Source organism: Collinsella sp. AM34-10 (assembly GCF_003469185.1).
GTDB lineage: Bacteria > Actinomycetota > Coriobacteriia > Coriobacteriales > Coriobacteriaceae > Collinsella.
Genome location: NZ_QSIL01000002.1, coordinates 279,193 through 296,410, shown reverse-complemented (window position 1 = coordinate 296,410; position 17,218 = coordinate 279,193). Strand labels below are relative to the sequence as shown.

The following is a 17,218-nucleotide window of genomic DNA, read 5'->3' as shown; positions in this document are numbered from 1 at the left end:
TTGCCGTGGGTGATGATGATCTCGTTACCCTGCTCGATAAGACCAAGAAGAGCATGAGCGGTGTTGCTCACGGCCTCGATCTGCTCAACGGGGTTGTTGCCGAGGGCGTTGCCGCCAAGGGCGACGACGATACGGTCGGGCTTGCCAAGAGGCTTAGACATTGCTGGAATCCTTTCTGTAAAAGGCCTACAACCCATTAATAACCCGCGCCCGTGCGATACGCGAGTTTATTAAGGTTTATATTCTCTTTATCGCTCATTTTATTCATTTTGAAAACAGTTGAACGGTGAACGGTCGCTTTTACCCGCTCAGCGTAAAGAATCCCAGCTCAAGCATATCTACGTCATTTACGTGCAACTTTATTTTAATAGAGCAGGGATTAGACCAGATTATGCAAACTATATCTTTGCTAAACACAAAACAGGCAGCGTAATATCTTACTCGCACTATACGAGATTCTATGCATTGATAAGACGAGTATGCACCCTTACAAAAACATGGGGCATTTCATCCAGCATAAGGAATAAAGAAGCGCTCCAAAAAGGCACCCAGTCCCAAAGCACGGGGACAGAAGGCAGCAACGGCCAAAACCTCCATCCATCCCCAAAGTGGCGCGAGGTTTCGCGGCAAAGCCGCGAAACAGCGAAGGGGACAAAAGGCCCCCCACAACCACGTTCTTCATCAGCCCACACAATCCGAGGACGTAGTCGTAGCAGGATCTGAGGGCTAACCTTCGCGGACACTCCGCAGGACGAAAGAACCCCCGCCGCACGTAGTGCGCAGCGGGGGTTCTTTCATGTCCGAGGACGTCCGCGAAGGTTAGCCCTCAGATCCTGCGGTGGGAGACCTAGGCCTCGTTGTACACCGTCTTGAGCTTCAACAGGTGAGCGTAGCGGTCCATAGCGGCCTGCTCGTTCTCCTTGAAGAGCTCCTCGGCGCGCTCGGGGAAGGAACGCGTCAGCGAAGCGTAACGGGCCTCGTTCATCAGGAACTCCTGATAACCGCCCGCGGGCTCCTTGGAATCGAGCGAGAACTTCTTGCCGGCAGCAGCCTCGGGATTGAAGCGGAAGAGGTTCCAGTAACCGCACTCGACAGCCTTCTTCATCTCGGCCTGGCAGTTCTGCATGCCGCCCTTCTTGATGGAGTGCATCTCGCAGGGGCTGTAGCCGATGATGAGGGATGGGCCGTCGTAGGCCTCGGCCTCGTGGATGGCCTTGAGGGTCTGAGCCGGGTTGGCGCCCATGGCGACCTGCGCCACGTAGACGTAGCCGTAGCTCATGGCAATCTCGGCCAGGGACTTCTTCTTGGTCACCTTACCGGCAGCGGCGAACTGAGCGACCTGGCCCAGGTTCGAGGCCTTGGAGGCCTGACCGCCGGTGTTGGAGTAAACCTCGGTGTCGAAGACAAAGACGTTGACATTGTGGCCGGAAGCCAGGACGTGATCCAGGCCACCGAAGCCGATGTCGTAGGCCCAACCGTCGCCGCCGAAGATCCAGAAGGACTTCTTGGTGAGGTAAGCCTTGTCGGCGAGGATTGCCTTGGAAGCGTCGCAGCCGCACTTCTCGAGCTCGGCAACGTAGGCAGCGGCAGCAGTCTTGGAGGCCTCGGCGTCGTTGACGGAGTCGATCCAAGCCTGACCGGCGGCCTTGAGCTCATCGGACGGACCATCGGCAGCGATGATGTCCTGGGTAGCGGCGATCAGCTTGTGCTGAACGGCCTCATAGCCAACGGCCATGCCCAGACCGTGCTCGGCATTGTCCTCGAACAGGGAGTTGTTCCACGCCGGGCCGTGACCGTCCTTGTCCTTGCAGTAAGGAGCGGTGGCGGCGGGGTTACCCCAAATGGAGGAGCAGCCGGTGGCGTTGGAAATGAACATGCGGTCGCCGGCGACCTGGGTCACCAGACGTGCATAGGCGGTCTCGGCACAGCCGGCGCAGGAGCCAGAGAACTCCAGGTAGGGCTGCTTAAACTGGCTGCCCTTGACGTTGGCCGCGATGAGCTCCTTCTTCTCGGAGACGTTCTCGACCATGTAGTCCCAAACGGGCTGCTGGTCCATCTCCTGCTCGGTGGGAACCATCTCGAGGGCGCCCTTGGGGCAGACCTTGACGCAGTTGGTGCAACCCATGCAGTCGAGCGGGGACACAGCCATGGTGAACTTCATGCCCTTGGCCTTGGGGCCCATGGCGTCGAGCGTGCGGGTAGCCTCGGGCGCGGCGGCAGCCTCGTCCTCGGTCATCGCGAACGGACGGATGGTGGCATGCGGGCACACATAGGCGCACTGGTTGCACTGGATGCACTTGGTCTCGTCCCAGTGGGGAACGACCACGGCGACGCCGCGCTTCTCGTATGCGGAAGCGCCCAGCTCAAACTGGCCGTCGGCGCAACCGACGAAGGCGGAAACAGGCAGGCTGTCGCCGTCCATGCGATCGATGGGCTCGAGCAGGTTCTTGACCTGCTGGGCGATAGCGGACTTGGCCTCCTCGGAGAGCTCGACGGGAGCGGCGTCCTCGGCGGTAGCCCAGTCGGCCGGAACCTCGAACTTACGGAAAGCGGTAGCGCCGGCATCGATGGCCTTGTGGTTGGCGTCGACGATAGCCTGGCCCTTCTTCATGTAGGACTTGGTAGCCGCGTCCTTCATGTACTGCAGGGCGTCCTCGGCGGGCAGGACCTTGGCCAGCGCGAAGAAGGCGGACTGGAGCACCGTGTTGGTGCGCTTGCCCATGCCGACCTTAGCGGCCAGGTCGATAGCGTCAATCAGGTAGACGTTGACGTTGTTGTTCGCGATGTAGCGCTTGGCCACAGCGGGCATGTGCTCGGCGAACTCCTCGTCGCTCCACTGGCAGTTGACCAGGAAGGTGCCGCCCGGCTTGACGTCGCGGACCATCTTGAAGCCCTTAACGATGTAGCTGGGGTTGTGACAAGCGACAAAGTCGGCCTTGGTCACGTAGTACGGCGAACGGATCGGAGAATCACCAAAGCGCAGGTGCGAGACGGTGACGCCGCCGGTCTTCTTGGAGTCGTACTGGAAGTAGGCCTGGACGTACTTGTCGGTGTGGTCGCCGATGATCTTGATCGAGTTCTTGTTGGCGCCGACGGTACCGTCGCCACCCAGACCCCAGAACTTGCACTCGATGGTGCCGGGGGCTGCGGTGTTGGGCGCATCCTCGGCCTCGGGCAGGCTCAGGTTGGTCACGTCATCGACAATGCCGATGGTGAACTCGCGCTTGGGCTCGTCCTTCTTGAGCTCCTCGAAGACAGCGAACGCGGACGCGGGAGGCGTGTCCTTGCTGCCCAGGCCATAACGGCCGCCGACGACCTTGATGCCCGTCTTGCCAGCCTCGTAGAGAGCGGAGACGACGTCCTGGTAGAGCGGCTCGCCGATAGAACCCGGCTCCTTGGTACGGTCCATGACGGCGATCTTCTGGACGGTCTCGGGGAGAACGTCGACGAAGTGCTTGATGGAGAACGGACGGAACAGACGAACCTTGACCAGGCCGACCTTCTCGCCGTGAGCGTTGAGGTAGTCGATGACTTCCTCGAGCACGTCGCAGAAGGAGCCCATGCACACGACGACGCGGTCGGCATCGGGAGCGCCGTAGTAGTTGAACAGGCCGTAATCGGTGCCGAGCTTCTCGTTGATCTTCTTCATGTAGCCCTCGACGACGGCGGGAAGCTCGTCGTAGACCTTGTTGCAGGCCTCACGGTTCTGGAAGAAGATATCGCCGTTCTCATGGCTGCCGCGGGTGTGCGGGTGCTCAGGGTTGAGCGCATGGTCGCGGAAAGCCTGGACGGCGTCCATGTCGCACATCTCGGCCAGATCCTTGTAGTCCCACATGGCGACCTTCTGGATCTCGTGGCTGGTGCGGAAGCCGTCGAAGAAGTTAAGGAACGGGGTCTTTCCCTCGATGGCGGCAAGGTGAGCCACCGGCGAGAGGTCCATGACCTCCTGGACGTTGCCCTCGGCGAGCATGGCGAAGCCGGTCTGACGACAGGCCATGACATCGGAGTGATCGCCAAAAATGTTCAGGGCGTGGGAAGCGACGCAACGCGCGGAGACGTGGAAGACGCCCGGGAGCTGCTCGCCCGCGATCTTGTACATGTTCGGGATCATCAGGAGCAGACCCTGAGAAGCCGTGTAGGTGGTGGTCAGAGCACCGGCACCCAGAGAACCGTGAACGGTACCGGCTGCACCTGCCTCGGACTCCATCTCGACGACCTTGACCGGGGTGCCGAAGATGTTCTTGCGACCCTGGGCCGCCCACTGGTCGACATGGTCGGCCATCGGGCTGGACGGCGTAATGGGATAGATTCCCGCTACCTCGGTGTACGCATACGAAACATATGCGGCCGCCTCGTTGCCGTCCATAGACTTAAACTTACGCGCCATATACCCCTCTCCTCTCATATAGGTATACAGGCCCCGGCGATCGCCGGGATGTTGGCGTGATGGGATTTACGCTGTTGCTTCCAATCATCTGGCAGGCAGGCTCAGCAGCAGGTACGTGGCGTGGAGAGAAGACATGCCGAGGCGAGGGGCAACTGATGCGCCCCACAGACCCGACCGCCCGTCTTGCACATGACCGAGCGCCGCAAAGGCCGCATGCCGGATGCTCCCGGGCACGCCCCGGCGATGGGAAGCGCCCGCAACGGAAATCCGCATGCGGGCTTATTGTACCCCGCCGTCAAGTGTAATTTCGGCAAATATAGGCGGGCGGTAAAGGTTTACCTTGGGTGACTGCCAAGGGCCAAAATGGTCCCTCCATCCCCGGGCGACTGGCTCTGGCGCGCCAAGGAGTGTCCCAAAGTGCCGGCAGGAAAGGAACGTCCCTATCTGCCGGCTAGAGGGCACCGAAGAGGACGGCGTAGGTAGTGGATTCGCCGAGCTTGAGCTCGTCGCCGGGATTGAGTTGGGCGGAACGGCCGGGCTCGACCTGAATGCAGACGCGCGTGGCCCCGTTTACCACCACGGTTCCGTTGGTGGACGACAAGTCCTCGACGTGCCAGATATTTTGAGCATCGCACCAGATATGGGCATGGCGGGCCGAGACATCGTCGCCGACGTCGGTAATATCGCCCTCACCAGTGGCCAGCGCACCAATCTCAACACCCTGCTCACTCGGCTGAATCCAGCGCGGGGCGCTCACGACAAAACTGTTTTGTACGCGCAGCAAGCCCAAGGGGTGCGCCGGAGCGGGTTCGCGTTCGCCCGCGGTCATCGACATGCCAAGCGAACGCGGCGTGGAGGTGCCTCCGCCACAGGTCGCGTGCGCGTAGTCGATGGCATAGTTCACCGAGGACCGCACATCCGCCGAACAACCGACGGCGACAAACAGCACCAGCACGGCCTCGGCGCGCTCGGCGGGCATGAGTTCCGCCGCCTGGGACAGGCGATCGAGCGCGTTGCGATAGAGATTCGTGTCCTGATGGCACTCTTCGAGCGCGCGTACCATCGGTTCACCTGCAGGACCGCACACCATATTGATCACAGCCGTGGAGTCCATGGGATTTCGCTGGCGCAGGGCCAGTTGCGACATAATACGCGCAGCCGAGGTACCGTATTCGGCAAAGTAGCGCTGCTGAAGCGTGCCGACCGGCGCGCGAACGATAAAGCGGGAAACCCAAGAGCGATCGGCGGCTCGGCTCTGCGGGCTGCGGCCGTCGGCGAGCGGACGGGACGAAAGCACCAGGCCGCACAGCTCGATATGGCTCAGATGCGCCGCGCGCTTAAAGATGTCAAACATGGCCCCGCATGGGGTGAGCTCAACTTGAGATGCCATGACCTAGGCCTCCTTGGTCGTAGAAATAGAATCGGACGATACTTCGACAGGTCCGCCAAAAGTACGGGCAGCTGCGGCTCCACCGGCAAGCGGAGTCGCCATCTGGGCTTTTGTGCGTCGCGGTGCCGAAACGGGAAGTTCAAAGGCAAAGCCCATCGCAAGCAAAAACCACGTAAGCGTATAGGTTGCAACCAGAGCGGCAACAAGGCCGCCCATCACGGCGCGTTGGGAAAATACGCTACATGCAGCCACAACCAGTACTGGAACCTCGCAGGCAGAAAGCGCAAGCACACCCTGCAGGAACCCCGAGCGCCGATTGCGCGCAAGTGCCCCCGCGGTAACGCCGGCTACGCCTGGCAGCGCCAACGCCAGTGCGGCAATAATACCCGGTAGCGTCCCAGACCACACGAGCGATCCCAAAGTCGCCGTCACGCGAGCGCCCGACGCCAGCAGCGCGGCCGAAACCACGACCACAGCCCAAACCACGCCACAGACGACCGTCGCGCCGACCATCAGCGCGCGACGAACCGCACGGCCAGACGCATCCATGGGGCACGGCGTGAGCGGCTCGCCGCGGAGCGAACGACCGACATTTTGCGCATAGTGGTCACAAAACGCCGAGAGCGCCGCCTCGACCGCCGCCGGCTCGGGACGATCTTTTTGATGGCTGGACAGACAGGCCATCACCACGTCGAACAGCTGGGCATCGACAAACGCCAGCGCATCGCGTAGCTCTTCGGAATCCGGCTCAAGCCCTAGCTGCTGGGCCTGCTCGGCCGCGGCGAGCGCCACATCGGGCTCACGACGAAGCAGCTGAGTCAAATCACAACCGGGCGCATGGGCACCAATGGGATAGTCGGGCCGCGTGTCCATCTTGAGACGGTAGGGGCTCGCGATGTCGCGCGTCTTTTTGCGCGAACCCGAGGTGCCCGAAGTGCTCGGCGCGGCTTCGTATGGCGCGACGCCGGCAATGAGCTCGTAAACCGTGCTTGCCGCGGCATAGACGTCAATCGCCGGCGACATACGCAAAGCGCGCAGATCGGGAATATCGTCGGTGAGCATCTCGGGTGGGGCATAGGCAACCGTCGCGCGACGCAGCGTGGCATAGCGCTCCGTAAACGACGCCTTGCCGCCGGTACCGGCCACGGCCGACGCAGGCTCGAGCGCCAGCGACGAGCCAAAGTCGATCAGGCACAGGTCAAAGGTGCCCTCGGCAAGCTGCCGGTCAAGCGGTAGACGCGCCGTACGCACCATAATATTAGCGGGCGAGATATCGCGATGGACAAAGCCCTCACCCACCAGGCTCATACGGCAGAGCAGATCGAACAGGTCGCGACCCAGACGCGCCGCCACAAGCGGCGACAGGCGTCCGTCATCGTCCACGGCGAGTCGCGAACGCAAGCGGGCAAGCGTCTCGCCCTCGACCCATTCCATGACAATTGCAGGCACACCGTCGACCTCGCCCCAGCCATAGAGGCGGGGAAAGCCCTTAAGGCCCGAAAGGGCGCGATGGCATTCATATTCCTCGCGAAATGCCGCTTTGAACTTGGCGACCAGCGCCTCGTGAGTTGCATCGTCGTCAAACTCATCGCGCGTCGGCAAGATGAGCTGCTTGAGCGCCACGGCCTCGCCTTGGGCGTTGACGGCACGCGTCACGCGGCCGATACCGCCACGGCGCATGGTGGCATCGTCGGCAAACAGCATCGTAAAACGACGCAGATAGGCAGGCAGTTCGTCCTGACCGAGCGCAATGGCCGGCTCAAACCCGTCGACACGCGCCAGGCGCAAGCCGACCATGGGATCGCGACCGAGCGATTGTGGTGTGGTGGATGCAAGATCGGTCATCATAGGGCAAGCGCCGCCACGTTATTGTTGAAGTTACCGAGCGCGACGTCATCATCGCCGTAATGGCCGACCCATTGACATAGGTTGGTGTAACAGCCCCACAGATTGGCATACTGCTGATACCACTTTGACCGGGGCGAGAATGTCTGACGACCAAACTCGGCTCGAATGACAAACATCTCCCCGACCAGGCTGTCGCACGGCCTGGGATCTCCCGTAGAGTTATAGGTCGAAACCACGTCATTGGCGCGAGAAACATAGCCGTCGAGCATGTTGTACTTGGTTACAAGCCAACTGTGAATGCTCTCTTCCTCAGCAGCGGAAAGGCCACCGGAGTTTGCATCGTTGTCAGTGTTGCCGCCCGTCGAGCCGCCGTTTCCAGACCCTCCGGCAGAGGAACCCGACCCAGAGCCGCCGCCCGAACTCGACGAATCCGAGCCGGAGCCAGAAGTATCCGAGCTACCGGGCTTTCCGGACTGCTGGGCGTCCTGCTCCTTCTGCTGCTCGACCTTATTCACCGTTGCCGCCACGCTATTGTTGGACAACCGATCGATGATCTTGGTGTTGGTGAGCACGATGGTTTTGCCATTGGCAAGCGTGACTTCGTTGTCCGGGGCCTCGGCGCCGTCCGCGTCGCCGGTGCCAAACACAATATGCGCGACCACACTTGCCCAAGCATATCCAGTCGTGGTCCCCAGGTCACTTTTGACCTCATGCCCCACGCGCGGTTCGCGTGCGGCATGTGCCTGCATCATGGACGGCACGGTCATGCCATAGGCAGAAACGCCAGCTATGACCAGCACCAGCGAGCAAGACAGCAGTGCGTACGCCCGCGGCGCCAAGCCCAGTCGGCGTCGCATGCGCACCGCGGCGCCGCGCTTTGTCTGAGTGCCACCGGGCCGCATGCGTTCTCCTCCAACAAAAACACGCCGCTCGGGAGCGGCGCATTCATTCGAATCCATATTTGAGTGTATCAGCGAACCCAAAAGGTTGCGCAACGAATGGGCAAATTAAGGATGCGAGTGGAAGCATCCATGCGATAAGCGGATACAAAGCATCTTTGTTGCACAACAAACTTACAGTCGCACGGGGAAATTATGGCTACCCCGTGCGTCGCGATGAAGACATACGGCAGGAGCAGGCTCGCCACCTAAATCGTGCGACGGGCCTCGATGGCGCGCCCAAGCGTAAGCTCGTCGGCATACTCCAGGTCGCCGCCCACGGGAAGGCCGCTCGCCAGACGCGATACCTCAACGCCCAGCGGCTTGATAGTGCGGGCCAGGTAGCTCGCCGTGGTCTCGCCCTCGATATTGGGGTTGGTGGCGATGATGACCTCGTGGATGTCCTCGTGGCCCAAGCGTGCCAGCAGCTCACGAATGTGCAACTGCTCGGGACCAATCTTGTCCATGGGACTGATCACGCCGCCCAATACGTGGTAGAGACCGTGGTAGCTGCCCGTGCGCTCAATCGCCTGGACATCGCGCGGCTCGCCCACCACGCAAATGCGAGTGGTATCGCGCATCGAATCCTGGCAGATGGAGCACTCGTCGGCCGTGGCGTAGTTAAAGCAGCGGCTGCAAAAGTGAACCTCCTGCTTAACCTCCAGGATAGCCTCGGCCAGGCGGCGCGCCTCCTCGGCATCGGCCTCGAGCAGGTAATAGGCGATGCGCTGGGCCGACTTGGGACCAATGCCCGGCAGACGGCCCAGCTCATCGAGCAATTTTTGCAGACTATGGTTGGCACTCATATATATGCGTGTCTTAGAACGGCATGCCCGGGATGTTGAGGCCGCCGGTGATGGCGCCCATCTGCTTGTTGGCGAGCTCGTTGACACCGCGGACGGCCTCGTTGACGGCAGCCATGATCATGTCCTGCAGCATATCGACGTCCTCGGGATCGAGGGCATCGGGGTCGATGGTGAGGTTGACGAGCTCCATCTCGCCGTTAACGGTCACCTTGACCATGCCGCCGCCGGCAGAGGCGTCGACGGTCTGGGACTTAAGGTTTTCCTGCGCGGCGGCAAGCTGCTCCTGCATCTTGCGAGCCTGCTTCATCATTTGCTGCATGTTCATACCGGCCATGATGGCTCCTTTACGTGCGGCCGCGCGACAAGCTGCAAGGGCAGCCGGAGCGCGACGGGACTTTCAAACTCAAAAATCGTACCACGGCGCGGGGCAAGCAAGCGGGGCGGACACGCTACCTCAGTCGATATACATGTCCTTGAGCGTGACGCACGCCCAAGATTATGCAAGGTCGAATTATGCAAGGTTGCATAATTATCTCAAGCTACATCTAGCAGAGCTGGAACCAGGCAGTTTATGCGTAGGGCTACAAGGCTACATGGCAAAATGCCGAGCCGCTGCTCGAGGCGGCACGCATGGCGGCTGGGTATAATTTGATTGTCATAGATGACGATTTGGAGGTGCCCTCGTGAATGTCCCAGCCGTACTCCAAAACATCCGCTCAAAACACCCCGTTGCATATGTGGTTCTCTATCTCTTTGTCGTCTGGGTATTACTGGTTATCATCACCCATGCCATAGCTTTTGGAGCAGAACTGCTGATAGCCAGCTCGGACCAGCCCGTCGTCAAATGGGAGACGACCGATGAATGCACCGACGGAACCCGAACCATTTACTACAACAGCCCGTCCCTCTACCAAGAGTTCAAGGTCAAGATAAAGGACTCCAAGATTGTCGATGCCGAACTGGGCTCTTTATTTACAATCGGAGCAACCGTCAACGCCGAGCAAGTCGAGTACACGGACAGCCATGCGACGTATCGTATCGACCTCAGCATCCTAGGCCGACCGTCACGCGCCTGTCTGCTCGAATGCGATATACGCGGCACCACGTTGCACATGTCCGAAATACAGATGCGCCCGGGCAAGGGGTTCTCTTCTTGAGCAGTATACCCGCCTGCGCAGCTACTCCACCGGCTTGAAGATGGTGGACTGGCCGAAGACGCTGCGGATGAGGGCTTTGGCCTCATCCTCGGTCTGCGGGATGCTCGGGGCTGCGCCCTGGTGGCCGAAGGGACTGCCGGCGCCGGGGTTGGACTCCCAAGGGGCAGCGGGGGCGTCATCGCTTGTGGGAGCGGACGTCGCAGCTGCGGGAGCCGCGGCTGAAGCGGCAGGGCTGGGCGCAGGCACCGCGGCAGGCACGTCGAACGGAGGAAGATCCTCCCCGCTCGTATCGCCGGCGAAGCCGCCGACCATGGCGTCGTCGTAGGGCACCTGCTCGGATTCCCACGACGCAGCCTGCGCAGACGGCTGAGTCTTGGAAGCGGACGCGCGCTCGGGCGCTCGGGGCGCGGGTTCGGTCGGGAGCTTACCCGTAGCGGGGGCGCCGGCGGGGTTGTCGGAGCTCAGCCAGGGGGCCTTGGCCAGGTCGGATGACTCGGGCGCAGGCGCGGCAGCGGGCTTGGGCGCGGGGACCGGAGCAGCCGGTTTGGGCGCAGCGGGTTCAGGCGCCGACGGGGTCGGTGCCGCTACCGGTGCCGCTTTTGGCTGCATCGCGCTGGCGTTCGAGGATGCAGGGGCCGCCGAGGACACGGGTTGCGGGTCCGCAGATGCCGCAGCCCGTGCAGATGGAGAATGCTCCTCATGTTGAGGAGCCGGCGTGCCACCCCCATCCAAGACATAGTCGACGGTGCGACGACCGAAAACCGCACTGACTGTCGGCAAAAACACCGCCTGTGTATCAGCACGCCCGAGCATCTTGATAGCAAATGTCGTAGGGAACGAGACCGTGAGCTTAGAACCATCGTCTGCCGTAGCGCGAGCGTTCAACAGGAGAGCCGCATAAGAAGGTTGTTGGGCCTTGACGCGCTCGACGACCTCGGCCCATTTGCGCTGGAGCTCGCCGGCATCCTCAACCGCGGGGGTCTCGGCGGCGCCGGCGGCAGCAACCTGGGCGGCGTTGTTGAGCTGGGGCTTAGGTGCCGGAGCGGCGGCAGGCGCGGGAGCCGCAACGGGCTGAGACATCGGAGCCGATGTAGGCTGAGATGTCAGCGCGGCAGGCTTGGGGGTCGGCGCGGGCGCAGGCTGGGTCGCCGGAGCGGCAGTGCCTCGGTCCCAGGGCATGCCGCCCTGGCGCGCAGACGCAGCGGCGGGCACGGCAGGTGTTGTCGGAGCGGTAGCTCGGGCACCCGAGATCAGTGTCGGCTGTTGCATCGCCGCAGGTACAGCCGAGACAGTTTCAGGCGCAGCACCTGCAGCAGCCACGCTCGCCGGCACCGCGGCGTTGGCAACCATGGCCTCCAAGCGTGCCACGCGCTCGGCCAGGGCCTCAATGGTCAGATCAGCCTCGGGACGTGCCAGGCGCGTGCAGGCGATCTCGAGCACCAGGCGCACGTCGCTCGCGCCCCTCATCTCCAGCGCGGCATCGTCAAGCACCGTCAGCACGCGGGCCAGACGGTCGGCCGAATGCTCGCCAAAGGCGGCGGCCTCGGCAGCAAGCGCCTCGGCCTGCTCGACCCCGCCCTCAAACAGCTCGGCACGGGCACCGGCAACGCAGGCCACATACACGTCGCGCACATGCGCCACCAGGTCGCGCGTCAGCTCAAGCAGGTCATTGCCCTCCTCGACCTGTGCACGAATGAGCCCATAGAGCTCAGTAATATCACGCTCGGCGATGGCGCGGGCAAACTCGCCCAGAATCTGGTCCGAAACCTCGCCCAAAAGCGAGCGGGCATCGTCCGCATGCACGGCGCCGTTGCCAAAAACGCTCAGCTGCTCCAGCGTGGAGAGCGCGTCGCGCATGCCGCCCTTGGCATGGCGCGCCACGATGGCAAGCGCCTCGTCGTCGTAATCGAAGCCCTCCTGCTCGCACACGTAGGACAGGCGATGCTCGATATCCTCGTTGCCGATGCGGTGGAAATCGAAGCGCTGGCAGCGCGAGAGGATGGTCTCCAGAATCTTTTGCGGATCGGTGGTGCACAGCACAAAGATCACGTGTGCCGGCGGCTCCTCGAGCGTCTTGAGCAGCGCGTTGAACGCCGCCGTCGTGAGCATGTGAACCTCGTCGATGATATAGATCTTGTACTTGCCGCGCACCGGGGCAAAGTTGACGGAGTTGATGATCTCCTCGCGCACATTGTCCACGCCCGTGCGGCTTGCGGCATCGAGCTCGTAGACATCGGGGTGGTTGCCCTCGGCGATGAGCTCGCACTCCTCACAGGTGCCGTCGGGCATGCAGCCGCTTGCGCCCTCGGCGCGCGCCGCCTCGGCGTTGCGGCACAGCAGCGCCTTGGCAAGGATGCGCGCCATGGTGGTCTTGCCCGTGCCGCGCGGTCCGCAGAACAGGTAGGCGTGGGACAGGCGTCCCTCGGTGATGGCGTGCTCGAGCGTCGAGACGATATGCTGCTGGCCCACCACGGAGTCGAAGGTGAGCGGGCGATACTTTCGGTACAACGATTCCATGGGTGCTCCCCCGGGTATACTGAGTCTTGTTGCCGCGACGGCCATGCGGTCGCACGGCATACTTCATTCATAATAACCCGTACGGCGAGCCCGCCGCGATAGGAGTCCAAAGAGCATGGCAGACGCAGAGAGCAACCTCGTTCCCTCCGAAGCAGCCGACCAGGTCGAGGTCGCGCTCGAGAAGCAGGCCGCAGCCGACGACGGCATCCTGTACCTCAACGAGTACCAGTACGAAAACGACCTGGTCACCGACTTCGCCCGTCTGATCGCCTCGCCCAGGCGTCGTGGCTCGCTGTATGTCGCCGCGGCAATTGCCGCGCTGCTCGGCATTGGCATGCTGGTGGCCGGCGGCAACTGGATCAAGTTTGGCGTCGTCCTGATCGTATTCGGCGCCTTTTTGGCCTGGTGGAGCAAAAACCTGCACCACACCCTCGCCCGCGACTTTATCGATGCCGTCGAGGCCGACGAGTCCATGGGTGGCCGCTATCGCCGCGTCGCCGCCAACGAGGACGGCCTGATGGTTTGGGGCAAGAGCGGCAAGTCGCAGTTCTTCCCGTTTGAAAAGCTCGACCACGTGCTCGACGGCGAGCGCATCTTTGTAGCCATGTTCGCCGACCAGGGCGTGACGATCCCTAAGGACACCTTTGTCCGCGGCAATGCCGAGCAGTTTGGCACCTTCCTTAAGGCGCGCATTAACAAAAAGCTCCGCATCGAGACCAAGAAGAAGAAAATGAAGGCCGAGAAGGCTGCCGCCGAGGCCAAGCGGGGCGACAAGGCCGACAAGCCCCAGGATAACAAGGGCAAGCGGCGCAAGCAGAAGAAGAGCAAGAAGAAGCGCTAGGGCCGAGCGCCACTGCGAAGGGAATCTCATCCCGCTTCAGCGTAGGATGAGGCTCCCCCAACAGGACCTTCGAGTTACTTCACTTCAAACCTTAAGAGCCTCCGCTCCGGCAGATCGGTCATCTTCATCGTATAGGCTCCGGGAAACGCTTTCTCAAAACGGACGGTTTCATAATCTTCGAAATAGTCGTTGGTGTTTTGCATCATAAATGGGACGAGCAACTCGTTTTCTGCCCCAACCTCCACGGCAAACGCAGCAGAGCCGCCAAGGACCGGCATGGCTTGCGTTATCAGATCGGTATTGACTACAAAATCATAGTTTGGCGCAGACTCCGGAACCAGATGCCAAACATACGCTTTGATTCCACCGTCGATATTATCCCTATTTCTGACACGCATCTTTACGGCGATAACGCACGTGATGTCGGCATCCTTCAGTCTCGTTTTCGTATCCACGGTGCCATATTTTGAATAATCGTCATGCGCTCGTTTGAGATACTCGCGCGGCGTGAGTAGTTCTGCTCCATCTATGCAAAACGAATACCCATCAGTCACCACATCCTTCGATCCCAGAAACGCTCCATCCATCGAGAGCCATTCGCCCTCCGCGTAATATTTCTCAGGAATGACTGTCCGATTCCTGTTAACGACGCTCACCCTCATGCCCGCAAGGCCGGTAGCAGCACAGCAAAAAAGCGCGAGCGCCGATCTTCTCGTCCACAGGGTCTTCTTCATCGCGCTCACGACCTTTCCCGAACTTCCACAACGGCACCGTCGCGCATGCAGTAAACCCGATCGGCCAGCTCCTCGAGCACCTCTCCGTCATGGCTAGACAGAAGAACCTCGCGACCCGTTGATGCCGCCATCGCCACAACACGCTTGAGCATTTCAACGCCCGCTTCGTCGAGGGCATTTGTTGGTTCATCGAGAACAAGCAGCTTCGGCTTTTCCATAATCGCCGCAGCTATCCCCAGACGCTGCTTCATCCCAAGCGAGTATGCTCGGAACTTCTTTTTTTCGTCTGCATCGAGCCCCACGAGCCGCAGGGCGGAGCGAATGTCCTCGGGGGTGGCAACGCCCTTGATTTGAGCTATGAGTTCCAGATTGTCGTAGCCAGACAGATATCCTAAAAAGGAAGGAGCCTCTATCAACATCCCAAGACTCGGCGGAAACGAGATATCAGCCCCAAGTCTTTGACCATCGATAATGATTTCGCCCTCGGTGGGTCTAATCAATCCGCAGACCGCTCGCATAAGCATGGTCTTGCCCGAACCGTTTATCCCCTGAAGCCCGACCACAGTCCCAGGGTCAACCTCGATAGACACGTTGCGCAGGACATCGTTTTTGCCCATGCGCTTCGATACGTCCCTAACGATCACGCTCATATCTTGTCCCTCTTTTCGATAAGGTCGGCCTTTCGAAACCACAGTCCACCCAACGATAGACATAACGACATAATCACAATTGAAAACAAGCCACTCGAGCCCGTCGCAATTCCTTCTTTGACGATTCCACCCCAGCGCAACAGCATCAAGGCATTTCCCAGCAGCGCCCAATGCCGCGCATATGCCGAACAGATCAGGTAGCTCATTACAACCGCAAATGAGGCTGACGGCCCAAGCACAAACCCAACCGCTGCCTGTGCAAACGCAAGCGCCTCAAAAGCAAAAAAGAGACCTATGAAAAACGGCAGCGCATCCGCCTCGCCCACTTTGAGAAACCACGGCGCCAAATTAGCCAGCTGAAGCGACTCGCCATGGATGACCGCGCTGAACGAGGCGCTCACCATCAAGCTCCAAATCACAACAGAGCAAACCACCACAAGCAGCGAAAATGCCGTTATTGCCGTTACTGAGATAAAACGCGAGACCCACCAAAGGGTTCTCGCCCGGCATCGGACAAGCGTTTGCAAACCAAACCCGTGCAACGATTCGGCGGGATAATCGAGTGTTGTATAGAGAATAAGCAGAATGAGAAATAGCCATCCTAGCGGAGGCACAAACATGACCCCGGGCCTAGGCTCAAACGGAGCAGATCCGGCAAACACGAGCGCAAGATTGTCCGCAAACCCCAAGGTATCCGTCCTGACCCCATACACAGAAGACAATCCGTAGGCGTACACCAGGTTCGCAACGGTCACTGCTGCAATCGCAATAAAGGTAATGATGTTCTTCTTCAAAACGGTCCTCAGGTCCGCGGCGACCAGCCTAAACAGCATCAGACCATCTCCCGCCTTTTCCACGCCCCAGAAAAAGCCAACGAAGCAAGGGTCAATAATATGATTTCCGCAAAACCGGCTCGAATGTCTGGCCAGTTATTCAGCGATTCCGACCTGATGCTGTTGAGGATATTGCAGTTAAACCCCACGCAAGCCATTACGCCGAAGATCCAGCCATTTGCAAAATGCCACGCAACCATTAGCAGATACGGGACAATTATCGCTTTGATTCTGCTACGAAACAAAATTGAGAAGCCAGTTACAGCCATGGATAAAGTCCCGAGCGTGACAGCATCGAACAGCGTGTATGCGAGCACATACGACAAAGGATGCGAATAAAATAGACCGGAGAAGTAGCTATGCAGGTAAAGTCCTACGTAAGTCGACTCATCGACCCGAGGAAGATACGCAGGAAAAAGCATCGAGACGATCAGGAAATTGACGAGCAGAGGAATGGCAGTCACTGTAAACGCGGAGAGGAAAGCAGACAGCATCTTTACGTTCACGTACGCCTTTCTGGAAACGCGCGTGCATATCTGCATGTCATAACCACTCAAACGCTCAAAGAGGCACGACCAAGATCCAGCCAACATTGCAAGCAGGGGCAGTGCATAGAAAAACACCGACGCAGACAGCGGCGCGTTCGCGCTCACAACAATCCAGTTACCGAAGCTGCTTTCACGTGTTTGACCGAGATAATTTTTGGCTTGCATGCCAACGCCGTAACCAAAAGAAAGAAGGTTGTGACGTTCTTTTTCCAAATTTGCCCACGGCTCCAGCGCGGCAACTATTGCAACTGCGACTGCAATCAAGAGAGCAAAGATAAAAGCTGGGCGTCTTATCGTTTTCGACAGCTCATATCTTACGAGCCTTTGGTTCATACGTCCTCCTCCCCCTTCCGACCCAGAAAGCCGGAAGGGAGCCAATTCAAACAACTATGCGGGAAGCTTGCGGAAATGCCCGACGCAGTCGGGGCTCCATACACCAATAACAGTGCCGTAGCCAGACTCCGCCCATGCAGTCAGTCGCGCCGCAGATCGCCCGTTCTCACGGACGAGGTTATACATTTCCCACTGTCCCTTGTGATTCGAACGATACGTTCCCTGAGTACAATTCA

13 protein-coding genes and 1 pseudogene are annotated in these 17,218 nt (G+C 60.1%); 2 read left to right on the top strand and 12 right to left on the bottom strand.

The window, feature by feature from the left end:
• The 7 genes and pseudogenes from DW823_RS03365 to DW823_RS03335 all read right to left on the bottom strand — a co-directional run.
• Nucleotides 1-161, bottom strand: a pseudogene (locus tag DW823_RS03365) (carbamate kinase); the annotation flags it as partial.
• Between the two features lie 686 nt (nt 162-847).
• Nucleotides 848-4,387 (bottom strand): pyruvate:ferredoxin (flavodoxin) oxidoreductase, encoded by a 3,540-nt coding sequence (nifJ, locus tag DW823_RS03360; RefSeq protein ID WP_118080284.1) that lies wholly within the window; start codon nt 4,385-4,387, stop codon nt 848-850.
• Between the two features lie 451 nt (nt 4,388-4,838).
• On the bottom strand, nt 4,839-5,777 hold the full coding sequence (locus tag DW823_RS03355; RefSeq protein WP_117778771.1) for an FHA domain-containing protein: 939 nt from the start codon (nt 5,775-5,777) through the stop codon (nt 4,839-4,841).
• Nucleotides 5,778-5,780: 3 nt separating this feature from the next.
• A complete protein-coding gene (locus tag DW823_RS03350) occupies nt 5,781-7,625 on the bottom strand; it encodes a hypothetical protein (protein ID WP_118080282.1) in 1,845 nt (614 codons plus the stop codon).
• On the bottom strand, nt 7,622-8,527 hold the full coding sequence (locus DW823_RS03345; protein ID WP_117564927.1) for a hypothetical protein: 906 nt from the start codon (nt 8,525-8,527) through the stop codon (nt 7,622-7,624). Before DW823_RS03345 ends, DW823_RS03350 begins: the two co-directional genes overlap by 4 nt.
• A gap of 245 nt (nt 8,528-8,772) precedes the next feature.
• Nucleotides 8,773-9,369, bottom strand: a complete 597-nt coding sequence (gene recR / locus DW823_RS03340) for a recombination mediator RecR (protein WP_089573257.1) — start codon at nt 9,367-9,369, stop codon at nt 8,773-8,775.
• A 13-nt stretch (nt 9,370-9,382) separates the two neighbouring features.
• Complete coding sequence (locus DW823_RS03335) at nt 9,383-9,703, bottom strand: YbaB/EbfC family nucleoid-associated protein (RefSeq protein ID WP_006235174.1); 321 nt, start codon at nt 9,701-9,703, stop codon at nt 9,383-9,385.
• Between the two features lie 349 nt (nt 9,704-10,052).
• On the opposite strand from DW823_RS03335, the gene DW823_RS03330 reads away from it, so the two are divergent.
• Complete coding sequence (locus DW823_RS03330; RefSeq protein WP_117648547.1) at nt 10,053-10,526, top strand: hypothetical protein; 474 nt, start codon at nt 10,053-10,055, stop codon at nt 10,524-10,526.
• Between the two features lie 21 nt (nt 10,527-10,547).
• Here DW823_RS03330 and dnaX read toward each other — a convergent pair whose 3' ends face one another.
• Nucleotides 10,548-13,043, bottom strand: coding sequence for a DNA polymerase III subunit gamma/tau (dnaX, locus tag DW823_RS10000; protein WP_158567256.1), 2,496 nt, complete (start codon nt 13,041-13,043; stop codon nt 10,548-10,550).
• Between the two features lie 115 nt (nt 13,044-13,158).
• Here dnaX and DW823_RS03320 point away from each other — a divergent pair, with 115 nt between their 5' ends.
• On the top strand, nt 13,159-13,884 hold the full coding sequence (locus DW823_RS03320; RefSeq protein WP_118080278.1) for a hypothetical protein: 726 nt from the start codon (nt 13,159-13,161) through the stop codon (nt 13,882-13,884).
• A gap of 74 nt (nt 13,885-13,958) precedes the next feature.
• Here DW823_RS03320 and DW823_RS03315 read toward each other — a convergent pair whose 3' ends face one another.
• From DW823_RS03315 to DW823_RS03300, 4 genes are read right to left on the bottom strand one after another with little or no spacing between them, the layout of a single operon-like run.
• Complete coding sequence (locus DW823_RS03315; RefSeq protein WP_118080276.1) at nt 13,959-14,618, bottom strand: DUF5028 domain-containing protein; 660 nt, start codon at nt 14,616-14,618, stop codon at nt 13,959-13,961.
• A 5-nt stretch (nt 14,619-14,623) separates the two neighbouring features.
• Nucleotides 14,624-15,268, bottom strand: a complete 645-nt coding sequence (locus DW823_RS03310; protein WP_055250770.1) for an ATP-binding cassette domain-containing protein — start codon at nt 15,266-15,268, stop codon at nt 14,624-14,626.
• Nucleotides 15,265-16,062 carry a DUF2705 family protein gene (locus tag DW823_RS03305; RefSeq protein ID WP_147350643.1) on the bottom strand — a complete coding sequence of 266 codons (798 nt, stop codon included), beginning with the start codon at nt 16,060-16,062 and terminating at the stop codon, nt 15,265-15,267. Before DW823_RS03305 ends, DW823_RS03310 begins: the two co-directional genes overlap by 4 nt.
• A gap of 38 nt (nt 16,063-16,100) precedes the next feature.
• Complete coding sequence (locus DW823_RS03300) at nt 16,101-16,982, bottom strand: hypothetical protein (protein ID WP_118080273.1); 882 nt, start codon at nt 16,980-16,982, stop codon at nt 16,101-16,103.
• Nucleotides 16,983-17,218 lie beyond the last annotated feature (236 nt).

Bases quoted from the DNA above. Each gene is read 5' to 3' on its own strand.
- nifJ (WP_118080284.1), bottom strand. From the start codon at position 4,387: ATGGCGCGTAAGTTTAAGTCTATGGACGGCAACGAGGCGGCCGCATAT.
- DW823_RS03355 (WP_117778771.1), bottom strand. From the start codon at position 5,777: ATGGCATCTCAAGTTGAGCTCACCCCATGCGGGGCCATGTTTGACATC.
- DW823_RS03350 (WP_118080282.1), bottom strand. From the start codon at position 7,625: ATGATGACCGATCTTGCATCCACCACACCACAATCGCTCGGTCGCGAT.
- DW823_RS03345 (WP_117564927.1), bottom strand. From the start codon at position 8,527: ATGCGGCCCGGTGGCACTCAGACAAAGCGCGGCGCCGCGGTGCGCATG.
- recR (WP_089573257.1), bottom strand. From the start codon at position 9,369: ATGAGTGCCAACCATAGTCTGCAAAAATTGCTCGATGAGCTGGGCCGT.
- DW823_RS03335 (WP_006235174.1), bottom strand. From the start codon at position 9,703: ATGGCCGGTATGAACATGCAGCAAATGATGAAGCAGGCTCGCAAGATG.
- dnaX (WP_158567256.1), bottom strand. From the start codon at position 13,043: ATGGAATCGTTGTACCGAAAGTATCGCCCGCTCACCTTCGACTCCGTG.
- DW823_RS03320 (WP_118080278.1), top strand. From the start codon at position 13,159: ATGGCAGACGCAGAGAGCAACCTCGTTCCCTCCGAAGCAGCCGACCAG.
- DW823_RS03315 (WP_118080276.1), bottom strand. From the start codon at position 14,618: ATGAAGAAGACCCTGTGGACGAGAAGATCGGCGCTCGCGCTTTTTTGC.
- DW823_RS03310 (WP_055250770.1), bottom strand. From the start codon at position 15,268: ATGAGCGTGATCGTTAGGGACGTATCGAAGCGCATGGGCAAAAACGAT.
- DW823_RS03300 (WP_118080273.1), bottom strand. From the start codon at position 16,982: ATGAACCAAAGGCTCGTAAGATATGAGCTGTCGAAAACGATAAGACGC.